Below are 19,686 nucleotides of genomic sequence, written 5' to 3'. Positions count from 1 at the left end.
GGCAAGCCGCTCAGTACAAGTGACGAATGACGAATGACAAATTTAAAACATATCAGCGGGGTCGGTGGCTTGGAGTTTGCGGGTAGCGATCGCACCAGAAATGGTACACATAATGATAGTCAGCACTAATACCTGCAATGCTCTAATCGCAGTCATGTACATAGGCAAATTTGTGGCACTGCGAGTCAGTTGGTAAAGTGCTAAAGACACTCCCAATCCGGGGAAGAAGCCCAGTGCTGCTAATATCAATGATTCTTCAAGCACCACGCCTAGCAGGTAGTAATTGCGATATCCCATTGCTTTGAAGGTGGCGTATTCTCGAACGTGGGCATTAACATCGGTGGAGAGGACTTGATAAACGATGATCACGCCCACCACAAACCCCATCGATACACCCAGGCTGAAGATAAACCCAATTGGGGAATTTGTTCTCCAGAAATTGTTCTCAAATTCAATAAATTCAGCGTGGGTGAATACTCTGACATCATCTTTGAGGTAGGCTTTGAGCATTGCGGCTACTTTTTTCGGTTCATAGCCTGGTTTCAGAACAATCAAACCTAGACTGACACTGTTGGACTGTCGCCCAGAAAATAGCCGCAAAAAATTTTGATCGCTGGTAATCAGGTTGCCATCAAAGCCAAAGGAAGCCCCGACTTGGAATAAGCCACTAATGGTAATTGTGCGCCTTTCAATTTCGGCAGTCAGGGTTTTGCCTTGGTCAATTTGAGCGATCGCTTTTTGATAATCTCCTCTTGCACCACGATCAAACAACACGGTATCGGGTAGTTTGATCGCTTGCAATTGCTGGTTAACATCGGGTAAATCAAAGGCTGGCTTATCTGGGTTAAAACCGATAACTAACACCCCCGTCTCCCGATGCGTTTGGGGGTTCTTCCAGATTGTGTTGTTGAAATACATTGGTTCTGCTGACTTCACCCCTGGTATATCCATTGCTTGGTAAAGTCGCCGACGAGAAAATGTAGACAAGCTTGGTAAATTACGGGCTTGGGGACTGGTTAAAACAATGTCTGCTTGCAAACTGCGATGTAGTCTGGTGTTACTGTCATATAGCGCAGTCTGAAAACCTAGCTGCATGAACATCAGAAGATCCGCAAAGGCAATGCCTGATAATGCCACTAAAAGACGGCTTTTTTCATGATTTAGTTGCAGCCATCCTAGAGGGGTTCGCCGTCGCAGTTGTTTGAGCAATCCCATAATTAATTACTGGGGGCAGGGGAGCAGGGGAGCAGGGGAAGCAGGGGAGCAGGGGGGAAGAATAATAAAATTACCTTTTTACCCTCTACCTCTTCCCAATGACCAATGACAAATGACAAATGACAAATGACAAATTTCACAATTCAATTACTGCCTTAACTTGCATATTGGTTAAGGTGGCGGCTTTTTGGCTAGAAGTTTCATCTAGTCGGATATGGACTTCTACTACTCTGTTGTCGATATTGCTGACGGGATCTGTGTTAATGACATTCTGTCGTCGCACTTGCAAGCCTTTGCGATCTACGATTCCCTGCAATTCAATCGGGAGGTTATCACCAAAGATTCGCACTTGCTGCCCTGAATGTACTTTGCCGATATCGCTTTCGTAGACTTCGGCAATGACGTACATCTGGCTGGTTTGTCCAATATCTGCAATGCCATCATTTGATACTAATTCTCCAGGATAGGCATGGATCTCAAATACCTGTCCATTTTGGGGCGATCGCACCTCTGCCTGTTCAAGATTGACTTTTGCCAGATTCATCGCTGCTACAGCACGATTAATTTCTGCTTGGGCGGCTTCTACATCCACTCCGCGCACTTCAGCGATTTCATCGAGTGTTGCTGTAGCTTGTTTAACTTGTTGTTGGCTAGTTGATTGGGTACGATTTAACTGTGCTTGGGCTTCTTGCAAGCTTTTTTGGGCGGTTTCCAAGTTTAAACGCTTGCTATCCTTTTGCGAGGCGGAAATTGCGCCTTGTTGATATAGTTGCTGATAGCGTTCGTCTTCTGCTTGGGCGTTACGCACTTGGGCTTGAAATCGCTCAATTGTCGCGGCTTGGGCATTAATATCACCTTGGCGTTCGGCTTCTAGACGAGCGATCGCAGCTTTTTGGGCGGCAATTTCACCGCGTTTAGCGCCTGCTTTGGTGCGGTTCAGGTTTGCCTGGGCTACTTTTACCTGTTCTTGCGCCTCTTTTAAAGCTGCTTGGAGGCGATCGCGGCTGTTCAAAATTGCGATCGCTTGTCCTGCTTTTACCCTATCCCCTTCCTTCACTAACAACTTTTCTACCCGACTTCCTTCCGCAGACACCGCAGCCGAGAGTTTAATTACCTTTCCCTGTGGTTCGAGTCGCCCTAAAGCTGTTACCGTTTTTAACTGTGGTAATTGTGTTACTGGCAGTTGTGCTTCTGGATTTGCATAATTTTGCCAGCGTTTTACTATATAAAAACTTATTCCGCCAACCAATAAAGATATAGTTATACCTATAGCAACGGATGGACGCAGAATAGACTTAGGGAACGTTCTGTACCCTAGCTTTGAGTTTCGCACCATAGATTACCTCTTAACTAGTGGCGCAGAAAAAAGAACAGATTAGGCTTTTCTCCGTACTTGTTTGCTAATTCCTACTTCTTGAGTCAGTTATTCTTGATTTATCACTTCCAAGTCCATAAAATAATTTGGAAATTGTTGAGATTTTTCTTAGATAAAGTGATTTAGCTGGCTAGGATAACAACAAATATCTCTACCAAATTATAGGTTTATGTTTTTAGCAAACTACTTTTGTTTTATGAAAGTACTCAGGTATAGTAAACGGTTTTAAAATTTCGGGTTGTAACAGCGCCAACAATCATAATCAAATTAAGTAAATAACAAAAAATATTTGGTGTGATTAAGATCGGTGGAAATTTATATCAAATTTTGATGATAATAGCGTTTACCAATCGTATTAGGTACATCATATTCCCCTCCTCACTTGCGGGGTGGGATTTTTGTACCTCATAAGGGACAAGAACCGCTATAATCTCATTCAAAGGTTAAAACGAAACATTAACCAAAGCGCATTGGGACACCTGTAGCTTGCAATTCTCATAAATCAAATAGGATTGCTGTATTAAGTCGGTTTGCTATTGGGAATTATAAAGATAGGGATACGTCAAAACTTTCACAATAGTTTTGACGTATCCCTTTTATAGTATAAATGTACCATTAGCTTTAGTTGTATAGCCATGCAACCTCTTCAGCCAGTTAGCGGATCAGATTTGCAAAGATTTTTGTCAGCGCCAGAGGAGTTATTGCAAGAGTCAGTAGCATTGCAATTAGCCGTTGCTAGTTTCCACCAGACACCGCGTAGTCTTTTAGAGATTCTAGTTAATAGTGCTGATGAGCAGGTAGCAGAAGCAGCAAGCTTACACGTAAATTTTGCAGGAGAAATAACAGACGGGTGGCAGCAAGCAGTTGATGAAATCCTGCAACAGCGTCAGCTAGGGCAAAACGATCGCCTCGCTGTAGAATTGCTCAAGTTAGGCTCAGTACCACCATGCTTTCTCAGCGAGTGGGTTCCAGCCGAGCCACTAATTCAAGGATTGCGAAATCCCCAAATGCCGTTGCGTTATCGGTTGCAATTATTACAACGACTGTCACAGGAACCAACTTTAGAACCAAGGTTACAGGTAGCAGAGTCGCCAGAAACGCCGTCAGCAGTGTTGGAACAGTTGGCGGGTGATTTGGAATTACCAGTGCGGTTGGCGGTGAAGTTTAATCCCAGTTGTCCACCACCATTAATTGAACTAGTGGAAGGACAGTATGCCATTGCATCTGACTGGAATACCGATAGCGAACAATTAGCGATGCTGGGGCAGAGTCGTTGGGCGTGGGTGCGGTTGGCTGTGGCGCAAAATCCCTCAGCGACAGCAGAGACGCTGATGCAGTTGGCTGGGGATGCGGTGTATAAAATTCAGTTAGCGGTAGCGAAGAATCCAGAAACACCCGCAGATGTGTTGGCTGTGCTGGCAGAACATCAAGACAAAACGGTACAAGCGGCTGTAGCGGAACATGGGAATGCAACGGAAGAAATATTGCATGAATTATTTCCAACTCAACAGCATCTTGTGAAAAGAAGGAAAAATTTACCAGCTAGTATTTTAGAGCGGATTTTCAACGAATTAGTAACAAACCAGCCAATTTGGAAAAATAAGGAACTTCGTTATTTTTTATTAAAACAACCAAACACACCAACAAGGTTTTTGGCTGAGTTAGCAAATATTGATTTAGAAGCACTAAGGGCGGAAAAACTAGAACAAGAAAGAAAAGCCGGATCAACGCCAGGAATATCTGAAAAATGGGTTGAAGATGAGATTATGTTTCTGACTGATGTTGCCAAACATCCGCAAGTTTCGGTGGAAATTTTAGAACGATTGGCACAGTATCCTAATTCTCATGTCAAGCTTGCTGTTGCCCAAAATTACCAAACTCATGAACAACTAAAACTACGGATTTTATCAGAGTTGATATTTTATGCGGAGGACAATATTAAAGTCGAAATTGCCAAAAATCCCGAAACACCAGTGTATGTTTTAGAGGCGATAGGGCAAAATGAGTCTTATCGCACCAAGCTTTTACGGGAAATTCGACGAGTTTTAGCCTCTGAGTATGCTGTTAATGCTAACTCATTTAATTCCACTGCTGACAAATTCATGTCTGATCTCAAGCATCAGACTTTATATCCTAATAATATTGTTGTTAATGTTGAACACTTGATGAGACTGTTTGAAAGTCCTGATTTTCTGGAGGTAATGACAAGAACTTTAACTTATGAGGATACAAAAAATGAGCTGTCTCTATTGATGAATAGATTTTTATCTGAATTGACAGAAATGCTTTCTAGACTATCGAATGAACTACAAAAACAAGTAGTTACAAATATCATAAGTATTTTGGCATTAATTAACAGTGGTGTTAAGAACAACTCAATAAAACGCTCTATAGCTGTGGCATTAGTTGGCAATCAAAACACTCCAGTTTCTTTACGGAATGAATTAATTAATCAGCTTAGAAGACCATCAATACCACTTACTTCTCATGAGAGTGACTGCGACTTGTTTTTAGCACTTGTCTATAATCCACAGATTCCAGAAGCGGAACGAATGGAGTATTTTCAGCAACTTCTCTCTACAAATTACATTCAAGAAGGAATTGCCAGAAATCCAAATACTCCACCGGAAATTATAGCTCAGTTAATGACTCGTCCTGGTGTAGGTCGTCAAGCAGTTTCTAGAAACCCCAATGCACCCACCGAGGCACTGGCAGAACTAGCCCAGGACAGCAATAGCGCAACCCGGAATTGGGTAGCTGAAAATCCTGGTACTCCGGTTAATATCTTGGTGCAACTTACCAGACAGCCTGTGGAGAAAACAATTAATAATATTTCAAGTGTACGTGAGACTGTACTGAAAAATCCCAATTTTCCTCCCCTTGAACGTTATCGGTTATTGCTAGCTATAGAGGAGGAGCAAGAAACTGCAAACGCTCATCAATTAATGGCTCGTCGCACTAATAGTTCTTATGCTTTGGCACAAGTTGTGGAAAAGGGAGATCAAAAAGCCAAACTAACCGCAGCACGTAGCAATAAAACTCCGATTCAAATATTGGAACAACTGGCAAAAGATCCAGATGAAACTGTGCGTCAAGCTGTCTCGCAAAACTCAAATTTACCCCTCAATCGATTACTCGAACTTGCACGAAATTCCAGTGTAAAAATTCGACAGGTACTTGCATATAAATCATCTCATAACAAAATACCAACACCTATTCAACTATTAGAAATATTGGCGCAAGATGAATCTGAGAAAGTCAGAGCCAAAGTAGCAGAACATCCTGATTCATCTGTTGAAATTTTGACGCGGTTAGCCAATGATACTAGCCGTGAAGTAAAAGCAAAACTAACTGCTAACTCCAATACTCCAGTCACAATTCTCACTCGCTTGGGATTAGAAGAAAATCTGGTAAATCAACGCAATCCCAATACACCAGGAATTGTACTTACCCAGGCCGTTAAAAGCATGAGTAGCAAAAATCTTGCTGATTTTATTAAACATCCTGTCAAAGGTTCACAAATGCCTGCTGAAACTTTGTCACAGTTAGCAAGTCATACCGATAGTTCAGTGCGTTATCGAGTCGCATCTCACCCTAATACACCAGCCACCGTTTTAAGACAGTTAGCTAGAGACTCTTATGTAGCTACAGTTCGTGCTGTTGCCAGTAATGCCAATACATTTCCTGAAACTTTAGAAGTGCTAGCTAATCACCCAGATTTTACAACTCGTTTGGAAGTTGTTCGCAATCCCAACACACCGCCTCGCGCACTTGCTCAAATTGTTCTGAGTACCCAAAATTCAGGAAATACGCCAAATCCAACAGTGGATATGCTCAAAAGTGCATTTCCGGGCGATCATAATGATGTGTTGCGTTCAATAGCTGGTAATCCTCGCACACCTATAGAAGCATTGGAGATTTTAGCAAGAAGAGAATTTATCGGTGCAACACCAGATCCTCGCTCGTTTATTCCACCGACAACTGATGATAGTATAGTGCGATCGCTTGCGTACAATCCCAGCATAACACCGCAATTGCTGGGTATTCTTGTCCAAGATCCTTGTGTAGAAGTGCGTGTTTGTTTAGTCCGCCATCCCAATTTGACAGAGGCGTTGTGGTTACAGTTAGCAGAAGATACGGAAATATCCGTGCGTGAAGCTGTTGCGGCTACAATCAACGCACCTGTAAGCGTTTTGGAATTACTGGCGCGAGATGAACAAGTAGAGGTGCGAATCAAAGTAGCGACTAACCCCAATACACCAATTACTGTTTTACAACTTCTCGCAGGTGACGAAAACTCCAGTGTCCGCACTGCTGCGGCTAGCAATTCTCAGCTACCTGAAACAATACTGACACAATTGGCAAATGATGAAAAAGTCGAAGTCCGCCGCGCAGTTGCTCAAAATCTCAACACCCCTGCACCCATCCGCGAAAGCCTCCGCGATTTAGTTGTACAACCCACCACCCGCCAGACTAGTCCTACCTTGCGCGGACTCAACCGCCTCTACAACCCCAGCACTGATGATTTAGTCAGCATACTTGCAGAATACGCGAGTTCAGAAAATGCCTTTGTGCGGTTTGTGACACTCCTCCACCCGCTAACTCCCCATGAAGTGCTGACTCAAGGGGCGCAGTCTGCATCCTGGCTGGAACGCTACGCCGTTGCTGATAATTCTGGAACTCCAAGCGTTTTACGCCAGCAACTTGCCCAAGATAGCAACCGGATTGTCCGCGCAGCCGCTAGAGTTAATACTAATTCGTAATTAATATCCGTCAGATTTAGTCTGACTTTTCACGTTATGTGGAAAAGCCACGAAAAACCTAACCCCCTAACCTACCAGGGAAGGGGGAAAATTCAAAGTCTCTCTCCTTTTAGGAGAGAGATTTAGAGAGAGGTTTTCCAGATACCGTGAAAAGTCAGAGATTTAGTGGGGGTTTTAGAGTTTGAATTTGTTGCTGGATTTTAGAGAATTGATATAACTTGTAAATAATTGAGGATGTTGCAGATGGCATACAGTGATTTCACACTTGCCAAAGTTCGAGAAACATTTCAACTTGTAATTGATGAAAAGCGCAATCTATTCAAAGACGTGTCGGCTATTCAACCTTCTGCCACCTTAACAACGCTCTTAGAAGAATATACTCAACTAGCAACTGCTATCAACACTGAAAAAGCCCGTTCCGAATTACTAATTATGCCAGTTCTTACGGAAGTTAGACGACAGCTAAATTATCAAATATCACTGTTTTCTGGAACAGATTTTGATGTAGATAGTAGTCAAGGATTGAATGGATTTTGTGATTTCATTCTCTGTGGCTCTGAAGAACAGTTTTACATTAAAGCGCCTGTACTTACAATTGTTGAGGCGAAAAATGAAAATATTAAAGGTGGTTTAGGACAATGTATTGCCACTATGATAGCTGCCCAATTATTCAATCAAAATACTCAACAAGAAGTTAAGACAATCTATGGAGTTGTCACTAGTGGAACCAACTGGCGATTTTTAACGTTGGAAGGATTAACAGCATACATTGACATAGTTGAATACTATATCAATGATGTTGATAAAATTCTTGGTATTCTATTACAACCATTTCAATCTGCTTTGCTACAAGCATCATTATGAAACAGTTATTGTCTCTTAGCACTTTCCTGTTAACTAATCTACAAAATATTTTAACTTATACTTTCGGTAATCGTAGCGGTGGATTCTCAATCTATATAATTGGTAAAACACCAGAAAATGATTTTATTGGTGTTCATACAACCTCTGTTCAGACATAAATTGATTAAACCGTAAAATTAATTAAATCTAAGTTTATGCATTTAGAAACAGAAAAAATCTTAGGTACTCTTGAAGTATTGACTGAAAAACGCCTTGAGTTTCGTCTGCACAGTAATCAATATTCTTCTTTAGTACCTTTCGTTTGGGATGTAAATAAAAAAGGCAACTTTAGCTTACTCAATCTTGGACGCGATCAAAGATGGATAACTCTAACAGATATTGATGTCGCCGTTAAAAATTGGCACGCATTAGAACGTCGCGGTTATTTAAACCCAGATGACGATCCGAGTGATTATGAAGATGAAGATATTATCAATCCTGAAGTAGTTGATGAAAGGGCAAATATATATCAAGAATTAGCTGATGCTATCCAAGAGAAACTCCAGACTATAGAAGTATTTAAATTCAGTAAAACTGCTGACTATTCTTTTTATGTTGTGTTAGGTAAAAACCAAAATAATAATTGGTTTTGTTTTTCTCAAACTGTTGCTAGAGAGACAAGATTAGAAGGAGAAATAAAATACTCTGATTTCCCTGATTTAACAATAATGCAGCCATCTTTGGATAGCAGTACTACTAAATTGAAAGATAAATTTCAGCAAATTATCAATCAATTACAACCGATTAGTATTTATGGTTATTATGGTGGTGGCTATGATTATAAATTCAATCATTATTTAGTTCAAAGTATAGCGAACACTAAAGAAAAAGCATTAGTATTAGCTCTACATCAAGCAGGAATGCTAGATATTGCTAAATTTCATGAGTTTGACCCAGAAGCTTTATCTTGGATATGGGACGAGGCTGAAATTGCTGAATTTTATCCCAGATACCAAAAAATAAATAAGTTTTTAACACAAAATCTTTCCGATTTAAGAATGATCAGATGTAGCTTTTGGAATCGTGAATATATATATGTCGTTGGTGAAACCAATGCTGGAGATATAATTGGAATTTATATAGAAAGTGATTTTGATTACAATCCCTAATTTTACATACAACATCTCAAGAAGATAAATTATGCACTCTGAAACAGAACGCCTTTTTGGAACTCTACAAGTTATTGTTGAGCCTTACTTAACTATTGATTTACCAGGTCATGAAGACGGCGGTACTGTTGTTCCATTTGTTTGGGACGTATCTGAACAAGGGGAATTTAATATTATCGATCTCTGTTTGGCTAATGGTTGGCTACAGCTTACAGATGTAGATAAGCGAATCAGAAGTTGGCAAGAAATGGAATATGCTAAATCGTTTTATGACTTTTATTTAGGTGTTGAAGAGGAAAATCTAAGGAAAAATAAATTTGAATATTTATTACAAATTTTACACATAAATTTACAAAATTTAGAATCTTTTTTACAAGATTTAGACTCTTTTAACTCGATGCCTTATTCTTGTAGCAAAGGTGTTATTTTACCAGGGTTAATAATTGGTAGAACAGGAGACGGAACTTGGATTTGTATTTGTCCAACTGTTTATAAAGAAACAACAATTCCGCAAGAGTTAATTTATCGTTCTCCTCTATCTCAATTAACCTCTAGTCAATTATTCGGAGAAAGCACACTAAACTTAATTTCACAAATTGAAGCAATAACCTCAGAACTAGGCATAATTTCCTTAGATGGTGATTTGGGTGGTGGTTATTACTATCACTACGATCATCAAATTGTTTATGGTGTTGCTGTATCTAAAGAACTAGCAGTTGAACAGGCTTTCCAAAAGGCTGGACTTCTAGAACTAAAACAATTTCATAGCTTTTTTCCTGATAAAAACGACTTAGGAGACTACTATGAAGGTTATAAACTTGAAGAAATGTTTGCAAAATATGAGCAAATTAATAATTTTTTTAAGCAGATATTTTCTGAAACAATTATGTATAGATTCAGCTTTTTCACTCAGGAACATATATACATAATAGGTCAAAGTAACCCTGGAGATTGGGTTGGACTATATCTAAAAAGTGAATTTGTTTACAATCCCTAGATTTATTAATATCAAAAATGAAACTCGAAACAGAACAACTCCTTGGTACACTAGAACTGCTATGCTCAGATTTGTTTATTTGGGAGAATGCAATCCAAGGGGAGTTTAATATTTGGAATTTAATGATTTCCGAAGGTTTTGTTCATCTAACCGACATAGAACTTGCTTTTAAACATTGGCAAAAAATTGAAGAATGGGGAACTCCTACTAATCAGGAAGCCTCTGATTATGAATACGCCCCGCCGCGTTCTAAACGCAAGGACAATACTTGGAACGAAAGTATTGCTAATAAACGCCAAGGTTACTATCAACAACTCCAGCAGTTAATTAAAAATCATCTGCAAAATATTCAAGCATATAATTTATCTTTTCCCAAAACAGCACATCAAAGCTTTGAGTGGGGACATCCATATTTTTCAATGTCGATTGTGGTTGGTGAAACTAGCGATCGCCACTATTTTTGCCTTGCCCCCACTATCCCCGACCAAGTAAGCTATAATTACCGCGATCGCAATCAACCCACAACACAAATTGTCTACAAAGAATCACCAAGCCAAGTAAATCAAACTCTGATAACTGAAGTTCAAATTCTGCTTGGGAATCTTACCCCAATTACCAACTACGGCTACTACCACGGCGGATACAACTACACCTACCAACATCAAATTGTCGGTGCATTAGCCAAAACCAAAACGACTGCCATTGAACTTGCATTACAAGCAGCAACTATGGTTTTTTTAGAGAAACGAACAGTTGAGTATGCTGATAATAGCGACAATAGCCGTAAACTCAGCCAGTTTATGAACCAGTGTTTAGCTAATCGTACTGACTACAATATCAGCTTTTGGGATGTTGGCTACACCTACGAAGTCGGACAAACCCCAGCAGGAGATTGGATAGGGGTGCGATCGCAAGGCGAATTTGAATACAATCCTTAGAAAGAGTAGCAAAAACCTAATGTCTAAAAAGTCTGATTCGCAGTTCCAAAATCTGTTTACTTAACAAATTTGATTTGTGAGAATTGCTCAAAAAGAATCTGCTTAAGATGCTGCAACAACAGCACGGTCATTTACTAACTTGCCATCTTCCATATAAACGATGCGATCGGCAATATCTAGAATGCGGTTGTCATGAGTAACCAAAAGAATGGTACAATCTTGTTCCTTAGCTAATTTTTGCATGAGGTTGACCACATCTCGTCCCGATTTACTGTCAAGGGCGGCGGTAGGTTCATCCGCTAAGACAATTTTAGGACGACCAACCAATGCACGAGCGATCGCAACTCTTTGTTTTTGTCCCCCAGATAAATCATCGGGATAGTAATTAAGCCGATTTCCTAATCCTACCTCCTCTAACATTTGGGCTGACCGGGTTTTCATTTCTGCCGGTGAAAGATTGTTATGCACTTCCAAGCCCATTCTGACGTTCTGTAGTACTGTTAAACTACCGTGCAAGTTATGCGCTTGGAAAATATAACCATTATTGCGTCGCACTTGGGTAAGTTGTGCTGTACTAGCACCACAAAGTTCTTGTCCCAATATCTGCAAACTACCGGATTGGGCAGAACGCAAGCCGCCTGATAAGGTGAGAAGTGTAGTTTTCCCAGAGCCAGAAGGCCCAGTCATGATAATAATTTCGCCAGCGTTAATATCCAGGTTAATATCAAAGAGAACTTGCTTACGAAGTTGACCATGACCAAAATAGTGGTCGAGATTTTTAACAGAGATGACGGATTGACTAGTCATAAATAGCTTGATTATTCCTGATGATTGTCATTTGTTATTTATTATTTGTGATTACCAAGACTTACGCAAAAATTGCTAACTTCGCTTAATTTGTCGAACAGCGTCTCATGGAGAAGAATTCGTAGAGTGTCCGTAAATCATCATTACAAATGACAAAGGACAAATGACTAATGACAATTTCTAAAACATATCTGCGGGATCAGCAGATTGTAATTTACGGGTGGCGATCGCACCAGAAATTATGCACATAATCATAGTCAGCATTAATACCGTCAAGGCGCGTGCTACGGTCATGTAAAGTGGTAAATTGGTGGCATTACGAGTTAAAGCATAAAGTCCTAAAGGTGCGATCGCTCCTGGGATAAAGCCCAAAATTGCCAAAATTATTGCCTCTTCAAACACCACACCTAATAAATAAAGATTGTTATACCCCATTGCCTTGAAAGTGGCGTATTCTTTGATATGGGAATTCACATCTGTAGAAAGAACTTGATAGACGATAATCACGCCCACCATAAATCCCATTGCTACACCCAGGCTGAAGATAAACCCGATGGCTGTATTTTTTTTCCAATAATCTGTTTCAAATTCGATAAATTCTGCTTTGGTAAAAACTTTAACATCATCATCTAAATGAGATTCTAAAGCTGCTTTGATTTGTTTTGCATCATATCCTGGTTCTAGTTGCACCAAACCTAAACTGACACTACTTGCTTCTCGTTTAGGAAATAGCCGCAAGAAATTCTGGTCGCTAGTAATTAGGTTGCCATCAGCCGCAAAGGAAGCGCCGATTGAAAATAAGCCGCTAATGGTAATCGTCCGGCGGTCAATTTCAGTCGTTACAGGTTTGCCTCCATCGACTTGAGCGATCGCTTCTTGATAATCTCCTCTAGAGGCGCGATCGAATAGCAGGGTATCTGGTAGCTTCACCCGATCTATCTGGCTGTTAACATCCGGTAAGTCGAAAGCTGGCTTTTCAGGATTGATCCCGATAACAAGCACAGATGTCTTTTGGCGTGTTTTCGGATTCTTCCAATCCACAATACTGATATACATTGGTTCTGCTGACTTCACCCCTTGTACATCCATTGCCTGATACAGCCGCCGCCGTGTAAAGGTGTCCGCATTTAACACGTTACGGCCTTGAGGGCTAACTAGAATAATATCAGCCTGTATACTTTTGTGCAGCTTAGTATTACTTTCAAATAAGGCGGTCTGAAACCCTAGCTGCATGAACATGAGAACATCAGCGAAAGCAATACCTCCCAATGCCACCAAGAGACGGCTTTTTTCGTGACTCAGTTGCAGCCATCCTAAAGGGGTTCGCTGCCGCAGTTGTTGAATAAATCCAATCATAGTTCAATTACCGCCTTTACTTGCAGATTGGTAAACTTGGCAGCTTTGGCGCTAGAAGCCCGATCTAGTCGGACATGAACTTCTACTACTCTGCCGTCAATATTGCTAGAGGGGTCACTGTTGACGAGATTTTGTCGCTGTACTTGCATCCCCATCCAATCGACGGTTCCCTGCAATTCTCCAGCAAGGGAATCACTAATTAGCTTAACCCGTTGCCCCGATCGCACTTTGTTAATATCACTTTGGTAAACTTCTGCAACTGCATACATCTGATCGGTTCGACCGAGTTCTACAATCCCGTCAGTAGAAACGGTTTCTCCAGCTCGTGTATTAATCTTCAGAATTTGTCCCGCTTCGGGGGCGCGGACATAAGCCTGATCGAGTTGCGCTCTAATTTTTGCCACAGTCGCTTGAGCGCTATCTACCTCTGCTTGGGCGTTGGCTATATCTGTAGGACGGACTTCAGCCGTTTGGTTAAGGGTGGCTTTAGCTTCGTTAATCTGCTGTTGTAAGCTAGCGAGGGTTTGGTTGCGGTTCGCTTTAGCTTCTTTAATCTGCTGTTCTAAAGTAGCGACAGTTCTTGTCTTGTTGGCTTGGTTTTCAATTACCTGCTGAGTAGAAGTTTCTGCACTCAAGCGTTTTTGATCGGCTTGCTGACTGGAAATTGCCCCTGCTTTGTATAAAGCGTCATAGCGTTGCACTTCTACTTGAGCGTTCCGCTTTTCGGCGGCGACGCGATCCACTGTTGCTTGTAAACTCTGCCGTTGTCCTTGTAAGTCTGCTTCTAGGCGATCGATTGTGGCTTGCTGAGTTTTGACATTTCCTTCTAATTCGACTTGCAGACGGCTGACAGCAGCAAGTTTTGCTCCAATTTCTCCCTGTTTGGCTCCCGCTTTTACTTTGTCAAGATTGGATTTGGCAACTTGAACTTGTTGTTGGGCTTCCACTAAACTTGCTTGCAAGCGATCGCGACTATCCATAACTGCAATTACCTGCCCAGCTTTGACGCGATCGCCTTCTTTCACCAATAGTTTCTGAAGCAGACTTCCTTCAGTAGAAGTTGTTGCAGACAGTTTTATAACTTCTCCATTTGGTTCTAAGCGTCCCAATGCTGTGACTGTTTTTACCACTGGCTGAACAGCTATTGGTGTGGCTGGCTTTTCATTAGCGGTCGCCTGAAACTTTAGCACCGTGTAAACACTAGCTCCACCTATTGCTAGAGATGCAATTATTGCTAGTGTTGTTGGCGATCGCAAAAGATTTTGGGGAGACTTTAAATCCTCTAATTTCCAGTTCTGCACCATCGTGTTCACCTTTCCCCATTAGTAACTTGTACTAAACTGTTCAGTTCAATTCATGCTAAACTAAACGGAGTAGTTTAGTCAAGAGTAAAAAGTAAAACTCGGCATTGGGGATTGAGGATTGTGGCTAAAAAATGCTGTAAATGCCGATTAAGTTATTAAAATTCTTTATAAGAGAGGATAATTAATAAATGGTACGGATTAAAACTGACGAAGTTGATCGAGATAATTCCGTTGATAAAGTGGAGCAAATTCTGCAAGGCGCAATGCAGGAGTTTCTGCAAAATGGCTATGCTGGTACAAGTATGGATCGGGTAGCAGTAGCGGCAAGTGTTTCTAAAGCGACAGTCTACAGCCACTTTCAAGATAAAGAAGGACTTTTTAAAGTACTGATAGAGTACTTGGCACATGAGAAGTTTAACTCTCTGTTTGGCACGGAACCGATGGAGGGAGAACCAAAAATCGTACTGCGCCAATTAGGAACCAAATTATTAGAACAAATGAATAACGACCAGGAACACAGTGCATTCATGCGAGTGCTAATTGGGGAATCTGGTCGTTTTCCAGAATTAACTCAGATTTGTGTTCGGGCAATGATTAAACCAATGCTGGAAACGATCGCCCAATATTTCGCTGTTCACCCAGAACTAAATATTACCGATCCAGAGGCAACAGCAAGAATTTTTTTAGGTACATTAGTTAATTTTCATGTTACTCAAGATGTGATGCATGGGAAGGATATTATACCAATGGAAAGCGATCGCCTGATTGATGCCTTGACACACCTAATCGCAAAATGCGCCGATTGATTGGTTATATCCCGGCGCGTGGCGCTTGTTTGGTCGGAAAGTCAAATTCACCTTGAATAACAGTTGACTGTTTTTTCCATAGAAGCTACAGTACTGTGTCCGGCTTTTTTCGTTCCTTACAAGCTGCCACCAATACATCCTCTAGCGATCGCCAGATAACTAAGCAGGAATAACTTGAACAACTAGAGCGCGTTTATCCAGAGACTGGATTTTACCTACTTGACTGAGATCGTTTGCAATTCGGTCTAGCAGTTCTCCCGCTTTGTCACGATATTGATGTTCTCGGCCTCGTAAACGAATGGCAAACTTAACAGAATCGCCTTTACTCAACCACTGACCTGCTTGTTCGATGCGTAAATTGTAATCAGCCATACCCACGTTTAGACCGAATCGAACTTCTTTTACCGTGGGTCTAGCACTCTGGCTCTGACGTTTTTTCTTTTGATATTGTAGCTTGCCATAGTTGAGAATCTTGGCGATTGGAGCGTCTTTACCTTGAGAGACTACAACTAAGTCAAGCTCTAAGCTTTCGGCTAGCTGTAACGCCTCATTGGTGTCGATCAGACCACGATTATTATTCTCATGGTCAATCAAGAAGACGCTAGGTGATTTGATTTGTGAATTAATCAGTTGCTTTTGGATTGCGATAATGAATTTCTCCCATTTGTTCAATACTTTGCTTTACAAGCAGGTAATGCTAATTTAACACAACACTGAATCAGAGCAACTTTAACAACACAATAGACGGCAATCTGATAGAATGATGGACTGCGGCACTCGCTCTCAGTCTTTGCGCTACTGCCCATCCAGCTTTTCAATGATTTTTATCCGTCCGCCTAAGACTGACGCCATGATTGGCGACAGGCCGATGTTATTTTTGGAGTCTTATGTCTTTTTCCGATCTCGGCTTGTCCAATGAAATTATCCGTGCTGTTACCGAACGAGGGTACACGGAACCCACACCAATCCAGATGCAGTCCATTCCTGCTGTCTTGTCGGGTAAAGATTTATTAGCTGGGGCACAAACTGGCACTGGCAAGACCGCTAGTTTTACACTGCCGCTCTTGCATCGATTGTCGTCTAATAAGAGCAAAGGTACGCCTAATGGATACCCACCAATCCGGGCGTTGATTCTCACCCCGACTCGCGAACTCGCTGCCCAAGTGGAAGAAAGCGTGCGCGAGTACGGCAAGTACTTAAATCTTAACTCGATGGTGATGTTTGGCGGAGTCAGTATTAATCTGCAAAAACAGCGTTTGAGGAGTCGAGTGGATATTTTGGTTGCGACTCCAGGGCGACTCCTAGACCACGTACAGCAGGGTACGCTGAATTTATCGCAGATTGAGGTTTTGGTGCTGGATGAAGCCGATCGGATGCTGGACATGGGTTTTATTAATGATATCCGCCGCATCCTCTCACTCCTGCCCAAACAGCGACAGAATTTGCTATTCTTCGCTACTTTCTCAGACAAAATTAAGGCACTGGCCGCCGGACTACTCAATAACCCGACGATGATTGAGGTAGCACGCCGCAATGTTACCGCCGACACGATCGCACAGAAAGTTTACCAAGTAGACCGTGACAAGAAACGCCAATTACTGGCTCATCTGATTCGGCGAGATAATTGGTATCAAGTACTAGTGTTCACTCGCACTAAGTATGGCGCTGACCGTTTGGTGAAGCAGTTGGGCGAAGACCGCATTCAAGCATTGGCAATCCACGGTAATAAGAGCCAGCCGGTGCGTACTAACGCTCTGGCAAAGTTCAAAAATGGCACCTTACAAGTATTGGTGGCGACAGACATTGCTGCTAGGGGTCTTGACATCAGCGAACTGCCCCATGTAGTTAACTTTGATTTGCCTAATGTACCAGAAGATTATGTTCATCGTATTGGTCGCACCGGTCGCGCTGGCGCATCAGGTGAAGCTGTATCGCTAGTGTGCATCGATGAACAGCATCTATTAACAGATATCGAAAAACTGATTGAGCAACGCTTGCCGAAGGAAGTGGTTGCTGGTTTTGCGCCCAACCCCGATATCAACCCCGAACCAATTACAAATGTACGGCAACACAGAGCCAAGCCCGGAAGTGATAAGCGTCCGGCTCGTACTCCTAAACCGTTACCACAGACATCGGCTAAACGTAAAGCAGCGCCACCTGCCACCAATGGCGAGAAACCTGGCGCTCGTTCATCTGGATCGCGCCGTTCTGCTAAACGCGATCGCTAATATTCGTTAGCTCTTCAATAGATTGATTTTTCACGGATTCTGGAAAAATTCAATGTAATATCTGTCACATACAGTTGTCGGAATGCAGTTAACAGTGTCATAAAGAAAAGGTGAAGGTTAACCTGTAGGGTATAACTTACCTTAGACTTGCTTGACCCCTAGCTTCGATGGATCTATCACACTCATGACTGAACTGACGCTACGCCTACAAGAGGGAGATACCGAGACAACGATCGCAGTTGACCAAGATATATTTACAATTGGTCGTTTGCCGGAATGTAACTTGTACTTACCTTTTGGTGGAGTATCCCGCAACCATGCTCGCCTGGTAAAAACGGCTGATGGTGTGTGGACTATTGAGGATCTGGGCAGCAAAAACGGGACGCAAGTCAATAAATATCTGGTTAACTATCCCCAAGAGTTACATCACGGCGATATCGTTTGGCTGGGGAATGTCAGCTTGGTAGTGCTGCTCACAACCCCTGTTTCTCAACCGACACCTGAGTATGCCGGAATTTCGGACATTAATGAGCAAAGAACAATCCTTCACAATGTTGAACAACTACAACAGCAATGGATTGCAGCTGATAGTAAGGATGGCAACATCAGCAATAAGGACAAAACCATTGCCCGTCTCAAAGACTTAGTGGACATAGCGAAAAATCTTTGTGCAGCCGCATCTATAGAAGAGATTTTTTCGCAGGTGCAGCAAGTAGTTTTTCGTTATCTTGATAGTATCGATCGCTTGGCATTATTAATTGATGTCAATGGTTGCGGCCAATTGGAATTAATGAATGCTGCCACTCGAAATATTTCCCAACAGAAAAATCTCCCTTCTGATGGTAGTTGGATTAGTCGTAGTATCTGTCAAAAAGTATTTGATGAAAAAGTAGTCATTCAAACCGGTGATACTCATCAGGATGAAAGGTTTGCTAGCGAACAGAGTATTTTGGTCAAAGGCATTCGTAGCGCGATGGCAGTGCCTTTATGGGATGAAAATAAAGTTGTGGGCGTATTGTATGCCGATGCCAATTTTTCTTCTTACCATTGGGCAAATGAAGGTGAGGAAGAATTAAGCTTTTTTTCAGCTTTAGCAAACCTTGTCGCTTCTAGCGTGCAGCGTTGGTTATTAGTAGAGAAACTCAAAACTGAAGAGATGATTCGTCACCGACTAGAGCGTTATCATTCTCCAGCAGTTGTACAACAGTTGATATCTGTAGGCGGATTACCGGGTGGTCGTTTAGCTCCCGCCGAAAGCGAAATCAGTATTTTGTTCGCGGATTTAGTTGGCTTTACAGCAATTTCTGAAAGGTTAACACCAACTGCGATCGCTCAATTATTAAATAATTTATTTGAAGAAATGCTAAAAGAAGTGTTTGGTTGCGGCGGCACTTTAGATAAATATATTGGCGATTGTATTATGGCATTTTTTGGCGCTCCAGAACCGCAAGCAGATCATGCCGATCGCGCTGTTACTGCTGCCAAGGGAATGCTCACTCGTCTCGAACATCTTAATGCTAATGGTTTTTGGCACGAACCCCTGCAACTACGCATTGCGATTAATAGCGGTAAGGCTGTTGTGGGAGATGTGGGTAGTTCCCAAAGGGTAGATTATACGGCATTAGGCGCAACGATTAATCTTGCTGCTCGGATGGAAGCAGTTTGTCCCCCTAGTGAATGTGTGATTAGTGAAGTCACCCATAAAATGGTTTCAGAACCCTCAGACTTCCAAGAAATGGGAGATTATCGTTTCAAAGGTATTGAGCGATTAGTTAAGGTTTATCAGACAAAATTGCAGCCAGTGCCAACAATCATTGCTCCAATCATGAATCTTTAGGGATTGGGCATAATGGGGAATAGGAAAAAATCACTAATTATGAATTAT

General features: G+C 41.8%; 15 protein-coding genes. 9 read left to right on the top strand and 6 right to left on the bottom strand.

The genetic code is table 11. The annotated features are described in order from the left end of the window. Positions 1 to 42: 42 nt before the first annotated feature. Positions 43 to 1,215 (bottom strand): ABC transporter permease DevC, encoded by a 1,173-nt coding sequence (devC, locus tag V7K61_RS21825; RefSeq protein WP_335056443.1) that lies wholly within the window; start codon positions 1,213 to 1,215, stop codon positions 43 to 45. A 136-nt stretch (positions 1,216 to 1,351) separates the two neighbouring features. Next, positions 1,352 to 2,548 (bottom strand): ABC exporter membrane fusion protein, encoded by a 1,197-nt coding sequence (locus tag V7K61_RS21820; RefSeq protein WP_442936348.1) that lies wholly within the window; start codon positions 2,546 to 2,548, stop codon positions 1,352 to 1,354. Between the two features lie 677 nt (positions 2,549 to 3,225). On the opposite strand from V7K61_RS21820, the gene V7K61_RS21815 reads away from it, so the two are divergent. From V7K61_RS21815 to V7K61_RS21795, 6 genes are all read left to right on the top strand, one after another. Then, on the top strand, positions 3,226 to 7,353 hold the full coding sequence (locus V7K61_RS21815; RefSeq protein ID WP_335056439.1) for a hypothetical protein: 4,128 nt from the start codon (positions 3,226 to 3,228) through the stop codon (positions 7,351 to 7,353). 243 nt (positions 7,354 to 7,596) lie between these two features. Next, on the top strand, positions 7,597 to 8,217 hold the full coding sequence (locus V7K61_RS21810; protein WP_335056437.1) for a hypothetical protein: 621 nt from the start codon (positions 7,597 to 7,599) through the stop codon (positions 8,215 to 8,217). After that, positions 8,214 to 8,375: a nuclease A inhibitor family protein gene (locus V7K61_RS34195; RefSeq protein WP_442936347.1), complete on the top strand. Its 162-nt coding sequence runs from the start codon at positions 8,214 to 8,216 to the stop codon at positions 8,373 to 8,375. Before V7K61_RS21810 ends, V7K61_RS34195 begins: the two co-directional genes overlap by 4 nt. A 36-nt stretch (positions 8,376 to 8,411) precedes the next feature. After that, complete coding sequence (locus V7K61_RS21805) at positions 8,412 to 9,365, top strand: nuclease A inhibitor family protein (RefSeq protein WP_335056435.1); 954 nt, start codon at positions 8,412 to 8,414, stop codon at positions 9,363 to 9,365. A 31-nt stretch (positions 9,366 to 9,396) separates the two neighbouring features. Beyond that, positions 9,397 to 10,362 carry a nuclease A inhibitor family protein gene (locus tag V7K61_RS21800; RefSeq protein WP_335056433.1) on the top strand — a complete coding sequence of 322 codons (966 nt, stop codon included), beginning with the start codon at positions 9,397 to 9,399 and terminating at the stop codon, positions 10,360 to 10,362. A 17-nt stretch (positions 10,363 to 10,379) separates the two neighbouring features. Beyond that, positions 10,380 to 11,300: a hypothetical protein gene (locus tag V7K61_RS21795; RefSeq protein ID WP_335056431.1), complete on the top strand. Its 921-nt coding sequence runs from the start codon at positions 10,380 to 10,382 to the stop codon at positions 11,298 to 11,300. A 102-nt stretch (positions 11,301 to 11,402) separates the two neighbouring features. Here the strand turns inward: V7K61_RS21795 and V7K61_RS21790 are convergent, their stop codons facing one another. From V7K61_RS21790 to V7K61_RS21780, 3 genes are all read right to left on the bottom strand, one after another. Further along, positions 11,403 to 12,107, bottom strand: a complete 705-nt coding sequence (locus V7K61_RS21790) for a DevA family ABC transporter ATP-binding protein (RefSeq protein WP_335056429.1) — start codon at positions 12,105 to 12,107, stop codon at positions 11,403 to 11,405. Positions 12,108 to 12,287: 180 nt separating this feature from the next. After that, positions 12,288 to 13,463: an ABC transporter permease DevC gene (gene devC, locus V7K61_RS21785; protein ID WP_335056428.1), complete on the bottom strand. Its 1,176-nt coding sequence runs from the start codon at positions 13,461 to 13,463 to the stop codon at positions 12,288 to 12,290. Beyond that, positions 13,460 to 14,767, bottom strand: coding sequence for an HlyD family efflux transporter periplasmic adaptor subunit (locus V7K61_RS21780; protein WP_335056427.1), 1,308 nt, complete (start codon positions 14,765 to 14,767; stop codon positions 13,460 to 13,462). The genes devC (V7K61_RS21785) and V7K61_RS21780 overlap by 4 nt, the downstream gene beginning before the upstream one ends. Positions 14,768 to 14,955: 188 nt before the next feature. On the opposite strand from V7K61_RS21780, the gene V7K61_RS21775 reads away from it, so the two are divergent. Beyond that, positions 14,956 to 15,573, top strand: a complete 618-nt coding sequence (locus V7K61_RS21775) for a TetR/AcrR family transcriptional regulator (RefSeq protein ID WP_334988442.1) — start codon at positions 14,956 to 14,958, stop codon at positions 15,571 to 15,573. A 159-nt stretch (positions 15,574 to 15,732) separates the two neighbouring features. On the opposite strand, the gene infC is transcribed toward V7K61_RS21775, so the two are convergent. Continuing rightward, positions 15,733 to 16,245 carry a translation initiation factor IF-3 gene (gene infC / locus V7K61_RS21770; protein ID WP_094352543.1) on the bottom strand — a complete coding sequence of 171 codons (513 nt, stop codon included), beginning with the start codon at positions 16,243 to 16,245 and terminating at the stop codon, positions 15,733 to 15,735. A gap of 215 nt (positions 16,246 to 16,460) precedes the next feature. On the opposite strand from infC, the gene V7K61_RS21765 reads away from it, so the two are divergent. Next, positions 16,461 to 17,801: a DEAD/DEAH box helicase gene (locus V7K61_RS21765; RefSeq protein ID WP_335056425.1), complete on the top strand. Its 1,341-nt coding sequence runs from the start codon at positions 16,461 to 16,463 to the stop codon at positions 17,799 to 17,801. Between the two features lie 184 nt (positions 17,802 to 17,985). Next, a complete protein-coding gene (locus V7K61_RS21760) occupies positions 17,986 to 19,638 on the top strand; it encodes an adenylate/guanylate cyclase domain-containing protein (RefSeq protein WP_335056423.1) in 1,653 nt (550 codons plus the stop codon). Positions 19,639 to 19,686 lie beyond the last annotated feature (48 nt).

The sequence above is a fragment of the Nostoc sp. genome, from assembly GCF_036918015.1.
Lineage (GTDB): Bacteria > Cyanobacteriota > Cyanobacteriia > Cyanobacteriales > Nostocaceae > Nostoc.
This window is presented reverse-complemented; position numbering and strand designations above follow the sequence as displayed.

Bases quoted from the DNA above. Each gene is read 5' to 3' on its own strand.
- devC (WP_335056443.1), bottom strand. From the start codon at position 1,215: ATGGGATTGCTCAAACAACTGCGACGGCGAACCCCTCTAGGATGGCTG.
- V7K61_RS21815 (WP_335056439.1), top strand. From the start codon at position 3,226: ATGCAACCTCTTCAGCCAGTTAGCGGATCAGATTTGCAAAGATTTTTG.
- V7K61_RS21810 (WP_335056437.1), top strand. From the start codon at position 7,597: ATGGCATACAGTGATTTCACACTTGCCAAAGTTCGAGAAACATTTCAA.
- V7K61_RS34195 (WP_442936347.1), top strand. From the start codon at position 8,214: ATGAAACAGTTATTGTCTCTTAGCACTTTCCTGTTAACTAATCTACAA.
- V7K61_RS21805 (WP_335056435.1), top strand. From the start codon at position 8,412: ATGCATTTAGAAACAGAAAAAATCTTAGGTACTCTTGAAGTATTGACT.
- V7K61_RS21800 (WP_335056433.1), top strand. From the start codon at position 9,397: ATGCACTCTGAAACAGAACGCCTTTTTGGAACTCTACAAGTTATTGTT.
- V7K61_RS21795 (WP_335056431.1), top strand. From the start codon at position 10,380: ATGAAACTCGAAACAGAACAACTCCTTGGTACACTAGAACTGCTATGC.
- V7K61_RS21790 (WP_335056429.1), bottom strand. From the start codon at position 12,107: ATGACTAGTCAATCCGTCATCTCTGTTAAAAATCTCGACCACTATTTT.
- devC (WP_335056428.1), bottom strand. From the start codon at position 13,463: ATGATTGGATTTATTCAACAACTGCGGCAGCGAACCCCTTTAGGATGG.
- V7K61_RS21780 (WP_335056427.1), bottom strand. From the start codon at position 14,767: ATGGTGCAGAACTGGAAATTAGAGGATTTAAAGTCTCCCCAAAATCTT.
- V7K61_RS21775 (WP_334988442.1), top strand. From the start codon at position 14,956: ATGGTACGGATTAAAACTGACGAAGTTGATCGAGATAATTCCGTTGAT.
- V7K61_RS21765 (WP_335056425.1), top strand. From the start codon at position 16,461: ATGTCTTTTTCCGATCTCGGCTTGTCCAATGAAATTATCCGTGCTGTT.
- V7K61_RS21760 (WP_335056423.1), top strand. From the start codon at position 17,986: ATGACTGAACTGACGCTACGCCTACAAGAGGGAGATACCGAGACAACG.